The following is a 14,147-nucleotide window of genomic DNA, read 5'->3' as shown; positions in this document are numbered from 1 at the left end:
GTGCCACTCTTTCTACGACACGGCTCTGACATGTGGGGCACCCGAATCCGCCGTCGGCGAGTCGGGCAACGCACAACGGTAGGGCCGAGAGCGACGTCAGCCAATCTTGTTATCCACAGGCTGTGTGGATGAGATGTGGATGACCGACCCAATGCTGTGGGTAAGTCACCGGAAGCTGTGCACGGACCGGGGGACGGCGCTGTGGACAAAATCACCTGCCCTACCTCACCACCCCTCCTGACCTGCGATTTCTTCCACCACGGGCTGTGGGGGAGAAATTTCTTGGCCCCAGTTTCGAGAACGCCTCCAACGGGGTGCCGAGAACGTGTGAACCAACTCATCGGTAAGGATCCAAATACCGTTGCATCCATTACCTGTGGAAGATTAGATTGAGCGCATGACACAGGCCCTCGCCCCGCTGAAGGCTGCCCCGAGACGGCACGACCGCGAGATACTCGCGCTCGCCGTCCCGGCTTTCGGCGCGCTCGTCGCCGAACCCCTGTTCGTGATGGCCGACAGCGCCATCGTGGGGCACCTCGGCACTCCCCAGCTGGCCGGCCTCGGCATCGCCGCGGCCCTGCTCACCACCGCCGTCAGCGTCTTCGTCTTCCTCGCCTACGCCACCACCGCGGCCGTCTCCCGACGGGTCGGCGCGGGAGACCTCCGGGCAGCCATCCGGCAGGGCACGGACGGCATCTGGCTCGCCCTCCTGATCGGCGCCGCCGTCGTCGCCGTCCTGCTGCCGACGGCGCCCTGGCTGGTCTCCCTCTTCGGAGCCTCCGACACCGTCGCCCCGTACGCGGTCACCTATCTGCGGATCTCCGCCCTGGGCATCCCGGCCATGTTGATGGTGCTCGGCGCCACCGGTGTCATCCGCGGCCTCCAGGACACCCGTACACCGCTCTATGTCGCCATCGGAGGCTTCGCCCTCAACGGAGGCCTGAACGCCGCCCTCGTGTACGGCGCCGGCTTCGGCATCGCCGGTTCCGCCTGGGGCACGGTGATCGCCCAATGCGCCATGGCCGGCGCCTACCTCTTCGTGGTCGTCCGCGGAGCCCGTACGCACGGCGCCTCCCTGCGCCCCGACCCCGCGGGCATCCGCGCCTGCGCCCAGGCCGGTGTACCGCTGCTGGTGCGCACGCTGTCCCTGCGCGCCGTCCTGATGATCGCGACCGCCGTGGCCGCGCGACTCGGCGACGCCGACATCGCGGCCCACCAGATACTGCTCTCCCTCTGGAGCCTGCTCGCCTTCGCCCTCGACGCGATCGCCATCGCCGGGCAGGCCATCATCGGCCGCTACCTGGGCGCCGGCGACACCGAAGGGGCCAAGGCCGTCTGCCGCCGCATGGTCCAGTGGGGGATCGCCTCCGGCATCGTCCTCGGCGCACTGGTGGTCGCGGCCCGCCCGCTGTTCATCCCGCTCTTCACCGGCGATCCCGTGGTCAAGGACGCCCTGCTGCCGGCCCTGCTGGTCGTGGCCGTCTCCCAGCCCGTGTGCGGCATCGTCTTCGTGCTCGACGGGGTCCTGATGGGCGCGGGCGACGGCCGCTACCTGGCCTGGGCCATGCTCCTGACGCTCGCCGTGTTCACCCCGGCCGCCCTGCTCGTCCCCACCCTCGGCGGGGGTCTCACCGCGCTCTGGTGGGCCATGACGCTGATGATGCTGGTCCGGATGGCCACCCTCCAGCTGCGTGCCCGCTCCGGCCGCTGGCTGATCGCGGGGGCGACCCGCTGACTGCGGGCCAATGTTTCACGTGAAACATGCGAGGAAACGTCCGATGTTTCACTGGCGGCCTCCCCAGCGGTAGCTGGGGGAGAAACATCGAGCGGCGATCCCCGGGAACGACGAAGGGCCGCACCCCCACAGGGGTGCGGCCCTTCGCTCGCAGCACTTAGGCGGCGACGACCTCGACGCCCACGTTCGCAGAGACCTCGGCGTGCAGACGCACGGAGACCTGGTACGAACCGAGGGTCTTGATCGGGGCAGCCAGCTCGACGCGGCGCTTGTCGACCTTCGGACCACCGGAAGCCTCGATCGCCGTGGCGATGTCGGCCGGGGTCACGGAGCCGAAGAGACGGCCGGCGTCACCCGAGCGGGTGGCCAGACGGACCTTCGTGCCCTCGAGCTTGGCCTTGACCTCGTTGGCCTGCTCGATGGTCGCGATCTCGTGGATCTTGCGGGCGCGGCGGATCTGCGCCACGTCCTTCTCGCCACCCTTGGTCCAGCGGATCGCGAAACCACGCGGGACCAGGTAGTTGCGAGCGTAACCGTCCTTGACGTCGACGACCTCGCCGGCGGTGCCGAGGCCAGAGACCTCGTGGGTCAGGATGATCTTCATTAGTCGGTCACCCTTTCCTTATCGCGCGGTGGACGTGTAGGGCAGCAGCGCCATCTCACGGCTGTTCTTCACGGCCGTGGCGACGTCACGCTGGTGCTGCGTGCAGTTGCCGGTAACGCGGCGGGCACGGATCTTGCCACGGTCGGAAATGAACTTCCGCAGCATGTTCGTGTCCTTGTAGTCCACGTACACGGTCTTGTCCTTGCAGAATGCGCAGACCTTCTTCTTAGGCTTGCGCACAGGCGGCTTCGCCATTGTGTCTCTCCTGTGTGATCAAGAAGTGGGGATGCGAGCTTCCCTAGAAGGGAGGCTCGTCCGAGTAGCCACCGTTGGAGCCGCCGGAGCTTCCGGAGCTTCCGCCCCAGCCGCCCCCGCCGCCCTGCTGCTGCTGGCCGCCGGCCGGCGCGCTGGACGCCCACGGGTCGTCGGAGGGAGCTCCGCCGCCCTGCGGGGCGCCGCCGCTGGGGGTTCCGCCCCAGCCACTGCCGCCGCCGCCCTGCTGCTGGCCGCCACCGCCGTATCCACCCTGGCCACCGCGACCGGTGGTCTTGGCGACCTTGGCCGTGGCGTTCTTCAGGCTGGGGCCGACTTCCTCGACGTCCAGCTCGTAGACCGTGCGCTTGACACCCTCACGGTCCTCGTACGACCGCTGCCTCAGCCGGCCCTGCACGATGACGCGCATGCCTCGCTGAAGGGACTCGGCGACGTTCTCGGCCGCCTGCCGCCACACCGAGCAGGTCAGGAACAGGCTCTCGCCGTCCTTCCACTCATTGGTCTGACGGTCGAAGGTGCGGGGGGTGGACGCGACACGGAACTTCGCGACCGCCGCACCCGAGGGGGTGAAGCGCAGCTCGGGGTCGTCGACGAGATTGCCGACGACCGTGATGACGGTCTCGCCTGCCATGGATGAACCTCTCGGCGGGGATTGCTGCTGGGCTGCTGTGCTACTCGGTCCCGATTACCGCTGAACCGAAGTTCAGTGGGTCTCGGGGCGAAGGACCTTGGTCCGGAGAACCGACTCGTTCAGGTTCATCTGTCGGTCAAGCTCCTTGACGACCGCAGGCTCGGCCTGAAGGTCGATGACCGAGTAGATGCCCTCGGGCTTCTTCTTGATCTCGTAAGCGAGACGACGACGGCCCCAGGTGTCGACCTTCTCGACCTTTCCGTTGCCCTCACGGACGACAGAAAGGAAGTTCTCGATCAGCGGGGAGACAGCGCGCTCCTCGAGATCGGGGTCGAGGATGACCATCACTTCGTAGTGACGCATGTGGAACCCACCTCCTTTGGACTCAGCGGCCACGGTCGTTCCGTGGCAGGAGGGTCGTGATGCGTGCGCACGGCGTCTGTGAGCAGACACCGCGCAGCTGTACAGACTACCTGCTCGACTCCTTCCGGTTGAAATCCGGCGGGAGGAGGCCACACTCTGTATTCATCGGGTGTGCTCGGTGCTATGCCCCCGGCCCCTGCCGGAGGCGCCCGTGCACCGCTCTGCTTCAGCCAGGAGGTGCCTTCCGATGGCACAGGCAACGCGATCCCAGTCCTCCATCTCCCTCTTCGCGACCGATGGCAAGCCCCATCCGCTGCAGGACACCCTCATGGTGGCCACGGTGGTGCTCGGCGCCGTGGCGTTCGTCACGGGGTTCTTCGACAATCTGCACCTGCTCAGCTCGTGGACCGGGCTCGTCGGCATCCTGACCGGCGCGTACGGACAGTTCATCTCGGAGACGACACGCGAGCGCTTCGCACTGATCATCGGGCTTGGCGCCTCGGCCGTGGGCTTCTACCTCGGCATGGCGCACGGCGGTCTCTTCGGCGGCTGGGCGGGCTGACCGGGGCACCTCGGCGACAGGGCGCCGGCCACACACCGGCCCGGGCCCGGCCCGTCCCCCAGATGGGTGGCGCCCTTGTCGCAGTAGGCTTCGCGCCATAGCCAGCGAAGCCGCCGGAGGAGACGCCCCGCATGAGCCTGTCCCTGAGGACCATCAGCCGAGAGCAGCATCTGGGATACCTCCAGAGCCTGCCCTCGGCTAGCCACTGCCAGGTCCCGGCGTGGGCCGACGTGAAGAACGAGTGGCGTTCCGAGAACCTCGGTTGGTTCGACCAGAACGACGAACTGGTCGGTGCCGCCCTCGTGTTGTACCGGCAGCTGCCCAAGGTGAAGCGGTACCTCGCGTACCTTCCCGAGGGCCCGGTCATCAACTGGTACGCCCCGAACCTGGAGGAGTGGCTCCAGCCGATGCTGGCCCACCTCAAGCGCCAGGGCGCCTTCACCGTGAAGATGGGTCCGCCCGTCGTCATCCGCCGCTGGAACTCCGCCGCCATCAAGGCCGGAATCCAGGACCCGGAGGTCAAGCGCCTGCGGGACGTGGAGGCCTCGCACATCGAGCCCCGCGCCTTCGAGGTGTCCGACAAGCTGCGCCGCATGGGCTGGCAGCAGGGCGAGGACGGCGGCGCCGGCTTCGGCGACGTGCAGCCGCGCTACGTCTTCCAGGTGCCGCTCGCCAACCGCTCGCTGGACGACGTCCTCAAGGGCTTCAACCAGCTGTGGCGCCGCAACATCAAGAAGGCCGAGAAGGCCGGCGTCGAGGTCGTCCAGGGCGGCTACGAGGACCTGCCGGTCTGGCAGGAGCTGTACGAGATCACGGCCGAGCGCGACAAGTTCCGCCCGCGCCCGCTCAGCTACTTCCAGCGCCAGTGGACGGCCCTCAACTCCGAGGACCCGAACCGGATGAGGCTGTACATCGCGAAGCACGAGGGGGAGCCGCTGGCTGCCGCCACGATGCTCACCGTCGGCCAGCACGTCTGGTACTCGTACGGCGCCTCCGCCAACCACAAGCGCGAGGTGCGGCCCTCGAACGCGATGCAGTGGCGCATGCTGCGCGATTCGTACGCGCTCGGTGCGAGCGTCTACGACCTGCGCGGCATCAGCGACACGCTGGACGAGAACGACCACCTGTTCGGCCTGATCCAGTTCAAGGTCGGCACCGGCGGCGAAGCCGTCGAGTACGTCGGCGAGTGGGACTTCCCGCTCAACAAGATGCTGCACAAGGCTCTCGACATCTACATGTCGCGCCGCTGACCCGCTGCCGCATCCCCCACACACCGCACCGCTGCACAGGCAGCTTTTTCGAGAGAGGCTCCGGACGGGCATGGCGCTCACGCTCTACGTCGACACCGCGCGCTGGCGTGCGCACCAGAAGCAGATCCAGGACCAGTTCCCCGGGATGATCCCGGTCTGCAAGGGCAACGGCTACGGCTTCGGCCACGAGCGGCTGTGCGAGGAGGCGACCCGGCTGGGCGCCGACGTACTGGCCGTCGGGACCACGTACGAGGCCGCCAGCATCAAGGACCACTTCGGCGGCGACCTGCTCGTCCTCACCCCGTTCCGGCGGGGCGAGGAGCCGGTGCCGCTGCCGGACCGGGTGATCCGCTCGGTGTCCTCGCTGGACGGGGTCCGCGGCCTGGTCGGCGCCCGCGTGGTCATCGAGTGCATGAGTTCGATGCGCCGCCACGGCATCTCCGAGCAGGACCTGGGCCAGCTGCACGCGGCGATCGAGGACGTACGCCTGGAGGGCTTCGCCCTGCACCTGCCGCTGGACCGCCCGGACGGCTCGGACGCCGTCGAGGAGGTCATCGGCTGGATGGACCGGCTGCGCGCGGCCCGGCTGCCGCTGCACACCATGTTCGTCAGCCACCTGCGGGCCGAGGAGCTGGCCCGGCTCCAGCAGCAGTTCCCGCAGACCCGCTTCCGGGCGCGGATCGGCACCCGGCTGTGGCTGGGCGACCACGAGGCGACCGAGTACCGCGGCGCCGTCCTGGACGTCACGCGCGTCGCCAAGGGCGACCGGTTCGGCTACCGCCAGCAGAAGGCCGCCTCCGACGGCTGGCTGGTCGTCGTCGCGGGCGGCACCTCGCACGGGGTCGGCCTGGAGGCCCCCAAGGCCCTGCACGGGGTGATGCCGCGTGCCAAGGGCGTGGCCCGGGCCGGTCTGGCGACCGTGAACCGGAACCTGTCGCCGTTCGTGTGGGCGGGCAAGCAGCGCTGGTTCGCGGAGCCCCCGCACATGCAGGTGTCGATCCTGTTCGTGCCGTCGGACGCCCCCGAGCCGAAGGTCGGCGACGAGCTGGTGGCGCACCTGCGCCACACCACCACGCAGTTCGACCGGGTGCTCGACGCCTGACCGGTCAGTCCTTGCGGGCCATGCCCCACTCCACCCGCTGTCCCTCCGAGGGCGCCGCGTCCTGCGGCGCCCTCGCTGCGTCCGAGAGCACGAACACGTCCTCGGCCCCGTCCAGGACGCCGCCGGACGGGTCGTCCGATCCGTCGCGGCGTACGACGTCCCGCTCGGGCAGCAGGATGTCGCGGACGACGACGGCGCAGAGGTAGAGGGTCGCCAGCAGGTGGGCGGCGATCGCCAGCTGGTAGCCCTCCACGGGCAGGCCCTGGTGCTTGTCCCCGCTGGTCGTGTAGGCGAGGTACAGCCAGATCCCGAAGAAGTACACGACCTCGCCGGCCTGCCAGATCAGGAAGTCCCGCCAGCGCGGGCGGGCCAGCGCCGCGAGCGGGATGAGCCACAGCACGTACTGCGGCGAGTAGACCTTGTTGGCCAGGATGAAGGCCGCCACGACCAGGAAGGCCAGCTGCGCGAAGCGGGGGCGGCGGGGGGCGGTCAGCGTCAGCGCGCCGATCCCCGCGCACAGCAGCAGCGTCACGCCCGTCGCGTACGTGTTGGCGTCGTGCAGGGGGTTCCCGGAGCGCTGGGAGATCAGCAGCCACACGGAGCCGAAGTCGATCGGGCGTTCCTGGCTGAACGTGTAGAACTTCTTCCAGCCGTCCCAGGCGTAGATCATGACGGGCAGGTTCACCACGAGCCAGGAGACGGCCGCGCCGAGGGCGGCGGAACCGAACGCCCGCCACTTCCCGGCACGCCAGCACAGCACGAACAGCACGCCGAGCAGCAGGACGGGATAGAGCTTGGCTGCGGTGGCCAGGCCGATGAGGACGCCGAAGAGCAGGGTGCGGCCGCGGGACCACATGAGCATCCCCGCGGCGGTCAGGGCGATGGCCAGCAGGTCCCAGTTGATCGTCGCGGTGAGCGCGAAGGCGGGCGCGAGGGCGAAGAGCAGCGCGTCCCAGGGCCGGCGGCGGTGGGTGCGCACGACGCAGACGGCGATGACCGCGGTGCAGGCCATCAGCATCCCGGCGTTGACCATCCAGTACATCTGTTCGCGATGCTGCATCGAGCCGCTGCCGGGGGTCAGCCAGGAGGCGACCTCCATGAAGAGGCCGGTGAGGACCGGGTACTCCAGGTACTCCATGTCGCCGGGAAGGCGGTCGAAGTAGGGCGTGAGCCCGTCGGCGAAGCCGCGTACGGAGAACAGGTGCGGGATGTCGGAGTAGCAGGCGTGCGTGTACTGGGAGCCGGCTCCCCGGAACCACGCCCAGTCGTAGCAGGGCAGCTTCTGCACCATGCCGAGCGCGAACATCCCGAGGGCCACGAGCACCACGACGCGGACCGGGGTCAGCCAGTGGCCGCCCAGCCGGGCGTAGCGGCCCATCGGGCCGCCGAGGAACTCACTGCCCGCCGCGGCGACCTCGTCCTGCTGGGTGGGCAGTACGGGCCGGTCCTCGTGCACCTTCGTCATGCGCTCATCCTGCCGTACGGGGCCGGACATGCGGGAGGGCCGCCGCACGGTGTGCGACGGCCCTCGTCGGAGCAGGGGGAGGCGGGTCAGCCGGAGGTTCCCATCGAGGTCCCCCAGCTGGTGCCGCCGGGGCGGCCCGGTTTGCCCGATGGCGTCCCCGACGGTGAACCGCTGGGTCCGCCGGTTCCGCCGGGGCCCCCGTTGGTGTTGCCGCTGTTGGTGCCGCCGCTGGTGTCCGGGATGCAGTACAGCTCCCACGGCTTGCAGGTCGGCTTGCCGCCCTTCGACGGGGAGGGGGAGACCGGGGGAGAGGAGCTCGCCGAGGGGGAGGGCATCGACGGGGAGGGCGACGGTGAGAAGGACGGAGACGGCGAAGGGGCACCGGAGGCGTCCGCGGTGACGCCGATCTTCTCGGCCTCCGGGAAGTCCTTGACCGGGGCGCCCTTGAGGGCTTCCTTCATGTACTCGGTCCAGATCGCGGCCGGGATGTCGCCACCGTGGATGGAGTCGACGCCGCCCACGCCGTTCATGGAGATCAGCTTCTTGTCCGCCGAGTTCGGGTCGGTGCGGAACAGGGCGACCGAGGTGGACAGCTCCGGGGTGTAGCCGACGAACCAGGCCGACTTGTTCTGGTCGGTGGTTCCGGTCTTGCCGGCGGCGGGCCGGGTGAAGCCGAGCTTCCTGACCTTGGTGCCGGTGCCGTTGTCGACGACGTTCTCCAGCACCTTGGTGACGTTGTCGGCGATGGAGTCGTCCATCGCCCGCTGCTCCTTGGGAGCCCCGAAGCCGGGCAGCTCCTTGCCATCCTTCTCGACGCTGGTCACGGAGAACGGATCGTGGTGGGTGCCGGAGGCGGCGAAGGTGGCGTACGAGTCGGCCATGCGGATGGCGCTCGGGGTCGAGGTGCCGAGGGCGAACGAGGCGTCGTTGTGCGGGTTCATCGAGTCCTTGAGGATGCCCGTGGCCTCGGCCACCTCCCGGACCTTGTTGTGGCCGACGTCGAAGACGAGCTGCGCGAACGGCACGTTGATGGACTTCTCCATCGCCTCGTTGAGGGTCACGTAGCCGTAGGGGTAGGTGCTCTCGTTCTTCTGCTTGAACGGCTTGCCCGAGGCGTCCCGCAGCGGCTTGCCGTCGCGGTTGTTGATGACGGTCAGGTCGTTCGCGTTGTACTTGCTGTCGGCCGAGATGCCCTGGCTGTGCGAGTTCTGGGTGCCGTACTGCATCGCGGCCGCCAGGACGTACGGCTTCCAGGTCGAGCCGACCGGGACACCGAGCGTGTCGGCGTTGTTGCTGAAGTACTTCTTGTCCATGCCCGGGCCGCCGTACAGGGCCACGATCGCCCCGCTCTTCACGTCCACCGAGGCGGCCCCGAACTGGACGAAGGTGTCGTACTCGGGCCGGGCCTTCTCGTCCAGGAAGTTGTTGCGGGTGTCCTCGACGGCCTTGACCAGGGCGTCCACCCTGGGCTTCTGGAAGGTGGTCCTGATCTGGTAGCCGCCGCGGGCCATCTCCTCGGCCGTGAGGCCGGTGACCTTCATCACGTACTTCTTGGCCGTGTCGACGAGGTAGCCGGTCTGTCCGGACAGGCTGCGGGCCTGTTCAGAGTCGACGATCTTCGGGAACTCCGTGAACTGGTCCCGGTCGGCCTTCTGCATCCGGCCGACCGCGACCTCGCGGTCCAGGACCCAGGCCCAGCGCTCCTTGGCCCGCTCGGTGTTCTTCTCGGGGGTGGCCGCGGTACCGACGCCGCCGTCCGGGTTGTAGAGGTTGGGACCCTTGAGTACGGAGGCCAGGAAGGCGCTCTCGGACGGTGTGAGGTCCTTGCAGTCCTTGCCGAAGTAGGCCCGCGCGGCCGCCTGGATGCCGTAGGCGTCACGGCCGTAGTAGGCGGTGTTGAGGTAGCCGGCGAGGATCGTGTCCTTCTCCTCGGACACACCCAGCTTTATCGAGATGAAGAGCTCGGTGACCTTCCGCTTCAGCGTCTGGTCGGAGTCCAGGTACGTGTTCTTCACGTACTGCTGGGTGATGGTCGAGCCACCCTGGGTGGAGCCGCCCTTGGCCATGTTCCACACGGCGCGGGCGATGCCCATCGGGTCGACGCCCTTGTCCGTCTCGAAGGACTCGTTCTCCGCGGAGATCACCGCGTTCTGCATCGACTTGGGGATCTTGTCGATGGGCACGATCTGGCGGTTCATCGAGCCGCCGGTGGCCACCATCTGAGTGTTGTCCGCCCAGAGGAAGACGTTGTTCTGGGCCTGGGCCGCCTTGTTCGGGTCGGGGGTGTTCACCGAGGCGATGCCGATGCCGGCACCCGCCGTGACGACGGCGAAGAAGCCGAGGGCCGTGCCGCAGACCAGTTTCCAGGACGGTACGAACCGCTGCCAGCCGTCCTTGTCGGAGCGCGGGTAGTTGATCAGCCGCTTGTCCGGGCGGCCCGCGCCGCGGCCCGTGCCGGCGCCGGCGGCGCCGCGGCCGCGCCCCCCGGATCCGCGGGAGGCGGCCCGGCGTGCGCCGGCACGGCCGCTGTGGCCGGGCGGCTCTGCGTACGGTCCGCTGGGCGACGCGGTGGGGACGTCGCGTGCGGGCCCGGCACCCCGGCCAGGGCGCTGCTGGGCGGCCCGACGGGCCGCGGAACGTCCGCCCCCCTCGGGCTGCGGCGGTTTGCGGCGGTGCTCGCTCATCGAACGACTACTCCTCGGGCAGGCGAGTGGCCTGGAAGCGGCAGGTGAATTCCGGTTCCCCCGTTGTCATGGCCCACAGACTACGCACGCTCAAAACCCGAACAGTGCCGAAGTTCACCCCAAATCAGGCAACTCGCCTGGTACGAATTGGTGATGTGATGCCGGTCACCACGTCACCCCTTGTCGCCGAAGACGGCCCGTTCTATCGTCTGGATGTATCGAGCCGATACATCAGCTCGGTATAAAACTCAGGGGCGAGGGAGAGGCAGGCGGATGAGCAGGCGCTCAGGCATCCTCGAGTTCGCCGTCCTCGGCCTGCTTCGCGAATCCCCCATGCACGGGTACGAGCTCCGCAAGCGGCTCAACACCTCACTTGGGGTGTTCCGGGCGTTCAGCTACGGCACGCTCTATCCCTGCCTCAAGACGTTGGTCGCCAACGGCTGGTTGATCGAGGAACCGGGCAACGCCCCGGAAGACGCTCTCGCCACTTCACTCGCAGGGCGCCGCGCCAAGATCGTCTACCGGTTGACGGCAGCGGGTAAGGACCACTTCGAGGAGCTCCTGTCCCACACGGGCCCGGACGCCTGGGAGGACGAGTCCTTCGCCGCGCGCTTCGCCTTCTTCGGTCAGACCGAGCGGGAAGTGCGCATGCGGGTCCTTGAGGGCCGCCGCAGCCGGCTGGAGGAGCGCCTGGAGAAGATGCGCGCCTCACTCGCCCGTACGCGGGAGCGCCTCGACGACTACACGCTTGAGCTGCAGCGGCACGGCATGGAGTCCGTGGAGCGCGAAGTGCGCTGGCTGAACGAGCTCATCGAGAGTGAGCGGGCGGGACGGGATCAGAGACGACCCGGTCCGCCCGACGAAACTGCAAAGTGAGGCCTGCATCTCGCAGGCCTCGTCCGAGAACAAACAGGGAGCAACCGGAATGGGTTCGGTTCGCGTAGCCATCGTCGGCGTGGGCAACTGCGCCGCCTCGCTGGTGCAGGGCGTCGAGTACTACAAGGACGCCGACCCGGCGGCCAAGGTCCCCGGTCTGATGCACGTCCAGTTCGGCGACTACCACGTGGGCGACGTCGAGTTCGTCGCCGCGTTCGACGTCGACGCGAAGAAGGTCGGCCTCGACCTTTCGGACGCCATCGGCGCCAGCGAGAACAACACCATCAAGATCTGCGACGTCCCCAACGCGGGCGTGACCGTGCAGCGCGGCCACACCCTGGACGGCCTGGGCAAGTACTACCGCATGACGATCGAGGAGTCCGCCGAGGCCCCGGTCGACGTGGTCCAGATCCTCAAGGACCGCGAGGTCGACGTTCTGGTCTGCTACCTGCCCGTCGGCTCCGAGGCCGCGGCGAAGTTCTACGCCCAGTGCGCCATCGACGCCAAGGTCGCCTTCGTCAACGCCCTCCCGGTCTTCATCGCCGGCACCAAGGAGTGGGCCGACAAGTTCACCGAGGCCGGTGTCCCGATCGTCGGCGACGACATCAAGTCGCAGGTCGGCGCCACCATCACGCACCGCGTGATGGCGAAGCTGTTCGAGGACCGCGGTGTCCGACTCGAGCGCACCATGCAGCTCAACGTCGGCGGCAACATGGACTTCAAGAACATGCTGGAGCGCGACCGCCTGGAGTCGAAGAAGATCTCCAAGACGCAGGCCGTCACCTCGCAGATCCCCGACCGTGAGCTCGGCGAGAAGAACGTCCACATCGGCCCGTCCGACTACGTGGCGTGGCTCGACGACCGCAAGTGGGCCTACGTCCGCCTCGAAGGCCGCGCCTTCGGCGACGTCCCCCTGAACCTCGAGTACAAGCTCGAGGTGTGGGACTCCCCGAACTCCGCCGGTGTCATCATCGACGCCGTGCGCGCAGCGAAGATCGCCAAGGACCGCGGCATCGGTGGCCCGATCCTGTCGGCTTCGAGCTACTTCATGAAGTCCCCGCCGGTGCAGTACTTCGACGACGAGGCCCTGGCCAACGTCGAGAAGTTCATCAAGGGCGAGGTCGAGCGCTAAGTCGGACCCCACGGGTCTTCGGACACCTGGTCTTCGGCTGTTCTTCCGCGGAGGGTCCCCGGGCAATGTGCCCGGGGACCCTCCGCGTATGTGACCCTTGCCCTCATGCCTGTCGTACGTGATCTGCGCGTACTCCTGCGCCTGAGGGACTTCCGCAACCTGCTCGCCGTACGGCTGCTCTCCCAGGCCGCCGACGGCGTCTACCAGGTGGCGCTCGCCACGTACGTGGTGTTCTCCCCCGAGAAGCAGACCTCGCCCGCGGCCATCGCCTCGGCCATGGCGGTCCTGCTGCTGCCCTACTCGGTGATCGGCCCCTTCGCCGGGGTGCTGCTCGACCGCTGGCGCCGCCGCCAGGTCTTCCTCTACGGCAACCTCCTGCGGGCGCTCCTGGCCTGCGTCACCGGCGTGCTGATCGTCGCGCACGTCCCCGACTGGCTCTTCTACGCCTCGGCCCTGTCGGTCACCGCCGTCAACCGCTTCGTCCTGGCCGGGCTCGCCGCCTCCCTGCCCCGCGTCGTCGCCCCCGCCCAGCTGGTGACCGCCAACTCGCTCTCCCCCACGGCCGGGACGCTCGCGGCCGTCGCCGGCGGGGGGCTCGCCTTCCTCGTCCGGCTGCTGGCCTCCGACTCCAACGCCCTGGTCGTGCTGCTCGGCGCCGGGCTCTACCTGTGCGCGGCCCTGGTCTCGCTGCGCCTGGCCGTGGGCCTGCTCGGCCCGGACCACCCCGCCGGACGGGTCCACCCCTCGGTCGTCCAGGGGATAGCCCTGACCGTCCGGGGCATGGTCGAAGGGCTGCGGCACCTGGCCTCCCGGCGGGAGGCGGCCCAGACGCTCACCGCCATGACCCTGATGCGCTTCTGCTACGGGGCCCTGTTCGTGATGCTGCTCATGCTCTGCCGGTACTCCTGGTCGGACAGCGAGTCCGCCGGCCTCGCCCTGCTGGGCATCGCGGTCGGCGTCTCCGGGGCCGGGTTCTTCGCGGCCGCCGTCGTCACCCCCTGGCTGGTGGGCCGGCTGGGCACCCGCGGCTGGATCACGGCCTGCTCCGCCGGGGCGGCGGTCCTGGTGCCCCCGCTCGGCCTGTTCTTCACGCCCGGTCCGATGCTGGTCGCGGCCTTCCTGCTGGGCCTCGCCACCCAGGGCGCCAAGATCTCCACCGACACGGCCATCCAGTCCCATGTGGACGACGACTTCCGCGGCCGGGTGTTCTCCGTCTACGACGTGCTCTTCAACATCGCGTTCGTGGGTGCGGCCGCCGTGGCCGCCCTGATGCTCCCCCCGGACGGGCACTCCGTCACGCTGATCGTGAGCGTGTCCGTCCTCTACGCGTTGACCGCGCTCTACCTGATGCGGCGGGGCGCGCAATCGTGACGCGTCAGACACCTCGGAAGCGTCGGGCGGGGGGGGGGTTGGTGGGGAAGAACTAAGAACCGGCCCCCGCGGCTTCCACGGCCCCGCCCCCCCAAAAAA

Annotated in this window: 13 protein-coding genes; 7 read left to right on the top strand and 6 right to left on the bottom strand. The window is 68.8% G+C overall.

Annotated elements, in window-relative coordinates; all coding sequences use genetic code 11:
• The first annotated feature begins 397 nt into the window (after nt 1-397).
• Nucleotides 398-1,735, top strand: coding sequence for an MATE family efflux transporter (locus tag ACIQU4_RS33970; RefSeq protein ID WP_403739077.1), 1,338 nt, complete (start codon nt 398-400; stop codon nt 1,733-1,735).
• Between the two features lie 157 nt (nt 1,736-1,892).
• On the opposite strand, the gene rplI is transcribed toward ACIQU4_RS33970, so the two are convergent.
• The 4 genes from rplI to rpsF all read right to left on the bottom strand — a co-directional run bounded on the left by rplI (nt 1,893) and on the right by rpsF (nt 3,606).
• Nucleotides 1,893-2,339: a 50S ribosomal protein L9 gene (gene rplI, locus ACIQU4_RS33965; protein ID WP_403739075.1), complete on the bottom strand. Its 447-nt coding sequence runs from the start codon at nt 2,337-2,339 to the stop codon at nt 1,893-1,895.
• An 18-nt stretch (nt 2,340-2,357) separates the two neighbouring features.
• A complete protein-coding gene (gene rpsR / locus ACIQU4_RS33960; RefSeq protein WP_003956534.1) occupies nt 2,358-2,594 on the bottom strand; it encodes a 30S ribosomal protein S18 in 237 nt (78 codons plus the stop codon).
• 43 nt (nt 2,595-2,637) lie between these two features.
• Nucleotides 2,638-3,243: a single-stranded DNA-binding protein gene (locus ACIQU4_RS33955; RefSeq protein ID WP_403739072.1), complete on the bottom strand. Its 606-nt coding sequence runs from the start codon at nt 3,241-3,243 to the stop codon at nt 2,638-2,640.
• Between the two features lie 72 nt (nt 3,244-3,315).
• Complete coding sequence (rpsF, locus tag ACIQU4_RS33950; protein WP_004950685.1) at nt 3,316-3,606, bottom strand: 30S ribosomal protein S6; 291 nt, start codon at nt 3,604-3,606, stop codon at nt 3,316-3,318.
• 247 nt (nt 3,607-3,853) lie between these two features.
• Between rpsF and ACIQU4_RS33945 the strand changes: the two genes are divergently transcribed.
• The 3 genes from ACIQU4_RS33945 to ACIQU4_RS33935 all read left to right on the top strand — a co-directional run bounded on the left by ACIQU4_RS33945 (nt 3,854) and on the right by ACIQU4_RS33935 (nt 6,520).
• Nucleotides 3,854-4,168: a hypothetical protein gene (locus ACIQU4_RS33945; protein ID WP_385585767.1), complete on the top strand. Its 315-nt coding sequence runs from the start codon at nt 3,854-3,856 to the stop codon at nt 4,166-4,168.
• A 131-nt stretch (nt 4,169-4,299) separates the two neighbouring features.
• On the top strand, nt 4,300-5,418 hold the full coding sequence (locus ACIQU4_RS33940; protein WP_030153200.1) for a peptidoglycan bridge formation glycyltransferase FemA/FemB family protein: 1,119 nt from the start codon (nt 4,300-4,302) through the stop codon (nt 5,416-5,418).
• 70 nt (nt 5,419-5,488) lie between these two features.
• Nucleotides 5,489-6,520 carry an alanine racemase gene (locus ACIQU4_RS33935; protein ID WP_403739065.1) on the top strand — a complete coding sequence of 344 codons (1,032 nt, stop codon included), beginning with the start codon at nt 5,489-5,491 and terminating at the stop codon, nt 6,518-6,520.
• A gap of 4 nt (nt 6,521-6,524) precedes the next feature.
• Here ACIQU4_RS33935 and ACIQU4_RS33930 read toward each other — a convergent pair whose 3' ends face one another.
• Together ACIQU4_RS33930 and ACIQU4_RS33925 are read right to left on the bottom strand one after the other, a co-directional pair.
• Nucleotides 6,525-7,985 (bottom strand): glycosyltransferase family 87 protein, encoded by a 1,461-nt coding sequence (locus ACIQU4_RS33930; RefSeq protein WP_403739061.1) that lies wholly within the window; start codon nt 7,983-7,985, stop codon nt 6,525-6,527.
• 86 nt (nt 7,986-8,071) lie between these two features.
• On the bottom strand, nt 8,072-10,669 hold the full coding sequence (locus tag ACIQU4_RS33925) for a transglycosylase domain-containing protein (RefSeq protein ID WP_403739058.1): 2,598 nt from the start codon (nt 10,667-10,669) through the stop codon (nt 8,072-8,074).
• Nucleotides 10,670-10,942: 273 nt separating this feature from the next.
• Between ACIQU4_RS33925 and ACIQU4_RS33920 the strand changes: the two genes are divergently transcribed.
• The 3 genes from ACIQU4_RS33920 to ACIQU4_RS33910 all read left to right on the top strand — a co-directional run bounded on the left by ACIQU4_RS33920 (nt 10,943) and on the right by ACIQU4_RS33910 (nt 14,048).
• Nucleotides 10,943-11,545, top strand: coding sequence for a helix-turn-helix transcriptional regulator (locus ACIQU4_RS33920; protein WP_403739055.1), 603 nt, complete (start codon nt 10,943-10,945; stop codon nt 11,543-11,545).
• A gap of 49 nt (nt 11,546-11,594) precedes the next feature.
• The gene (locus tag ACIQU4_RS33915; RefSeq protein WP_403739052.1) at nt 11,595-12,677 is read left to right on the top strand and encodes an inositol-3-phosphate synthase; all 1,083 of its coding nucleotides are present in this window, start codon (nt 11,595-11,597) and stop codon (nt 12,675-12,677) included.
• 105 nt (nt 12,678-12,782) lie between these two features.
• Complete coding sequence (locus ACIQU4_RS33910; RefSeq protein ID WP_403739049.1) at nt 12,783-14,048, top strand: MFS transporter; 1,266 nt, start codon at nt 12,783-12,785, stop codon at nt 14,046-14,048.
• The last annotated feature ends 99 nt before the right edge of the window (nt 14,049-14,147 follow it).

The sequence above is a fragment of the Streptomyces sp. NPDC090741 genome, from assembly GCF_044769045.1.
Classification (GTDB): domain Bacteria; phylum Actinomycetota; class Actinomycetes; order Streptomycetales; family Streptomycetaceae; genus Streptomyces.
This window is presented reverse-complemented; position numbering and strand designations above follow the sequence as displayed.

Excerpts from the sequence above, each read along its gene's own strand:
- ACIQU4_RS33970 (WP_403739077.1), top strand. The coding sequence starts at position 398 with ATGACACAGGCCCTCGCCCCGCTGAAGGCTGCCCCGAGACGGCACGAC.
- rplI (WP_403739075.1), bottom strand. The coding sequence starts at position 2,339 with ATGAAGATCATCCTGACCCACGAGGTCTCTGGCCTCGGCACCGCCGGC.
- rpsR (WP_003956534.1), bottom strand. The coding sequence starts at position 2,594 with ATGGCGAAGCCGCCTGTGCGCAAGCCTAAGAAGAAGGTCTGCGCATTC.
- ACIQU4_RS33955 (WP_403739072.1), bottom strand. The coding sequence starts at position 3,243 with ATGGCAGGCGAGACCGTCATCACGGTCGTCGGCAATCTCGTCGACGAC.
- rpsF (WP_004950685.1), bottom strand. The coding sequence starts at position 3,606 with ATGCGTCACTACGAAGTGATGGTCATCCTCGACCCCGATCTCGAGGAG.
- ACIQU4_RS33945 (WP_385585767.1), top strand. The coding sequence starts at position 3,854 with ATGGCACAGGCAACGCGATCCCAGTCCTCCATCTCCCTCTTCGCGACC.
- ACIQU4_RS33940 (WP_030153200.1), top strand. The coding sequence starts at position 4,300 with ATGAGCCTGTCCCTGAGGACCATCAGCCGAGAGCAGCATCTGGGATAC.
- ACIQU4_RS33935 (WP_403739065.1), top strand. The coding sequence starts at position 5,489 with ATGGCGCTCACGCTCTACGTCGACACCGCGCGCTGGCGTGCGCACCAG.
- ACIQU4_RS33930 (WP_403739061.1), bottom strand. The coding sequence starts at position 7,985 with ATGACGAAGGTGCACGAGGACCGGCCCGTACTGCCCACCCAGCAGGAC.
- ACIQU4_RS33925 (WP_403739058.1), bottom strand. The coding sequence starts at position 10,669 with ATGAGCGAGCACCGCCGCAAACCGCCGCAGCCCGAGGGGGGCGGACGT.
- ACIQU4_RS33920 (WP_403739055.1), top strand. The coding sequence starts at position 10,943 with ATGAGCAGGCGCTCAGGCATCCTCGAGTTCGCCGTCCTCGGCCTGCTT.
- ACIQU4_RS33915 (WP_403739052.1), top strand. The coding sequence starts at position 11,595 with ATGGGTTCGGTTCGCGTAGCCATCGTCGGCGTGGGCAACTGCGCCGCC.
- ACIQU4_RS33910 (WP_403739049.1), top strand. The coding sequence starts at position 12,783 with ATGCCTGTCGTACGTGATCTGCGCGTACTCCTGCGCCTGAGGGACTTC.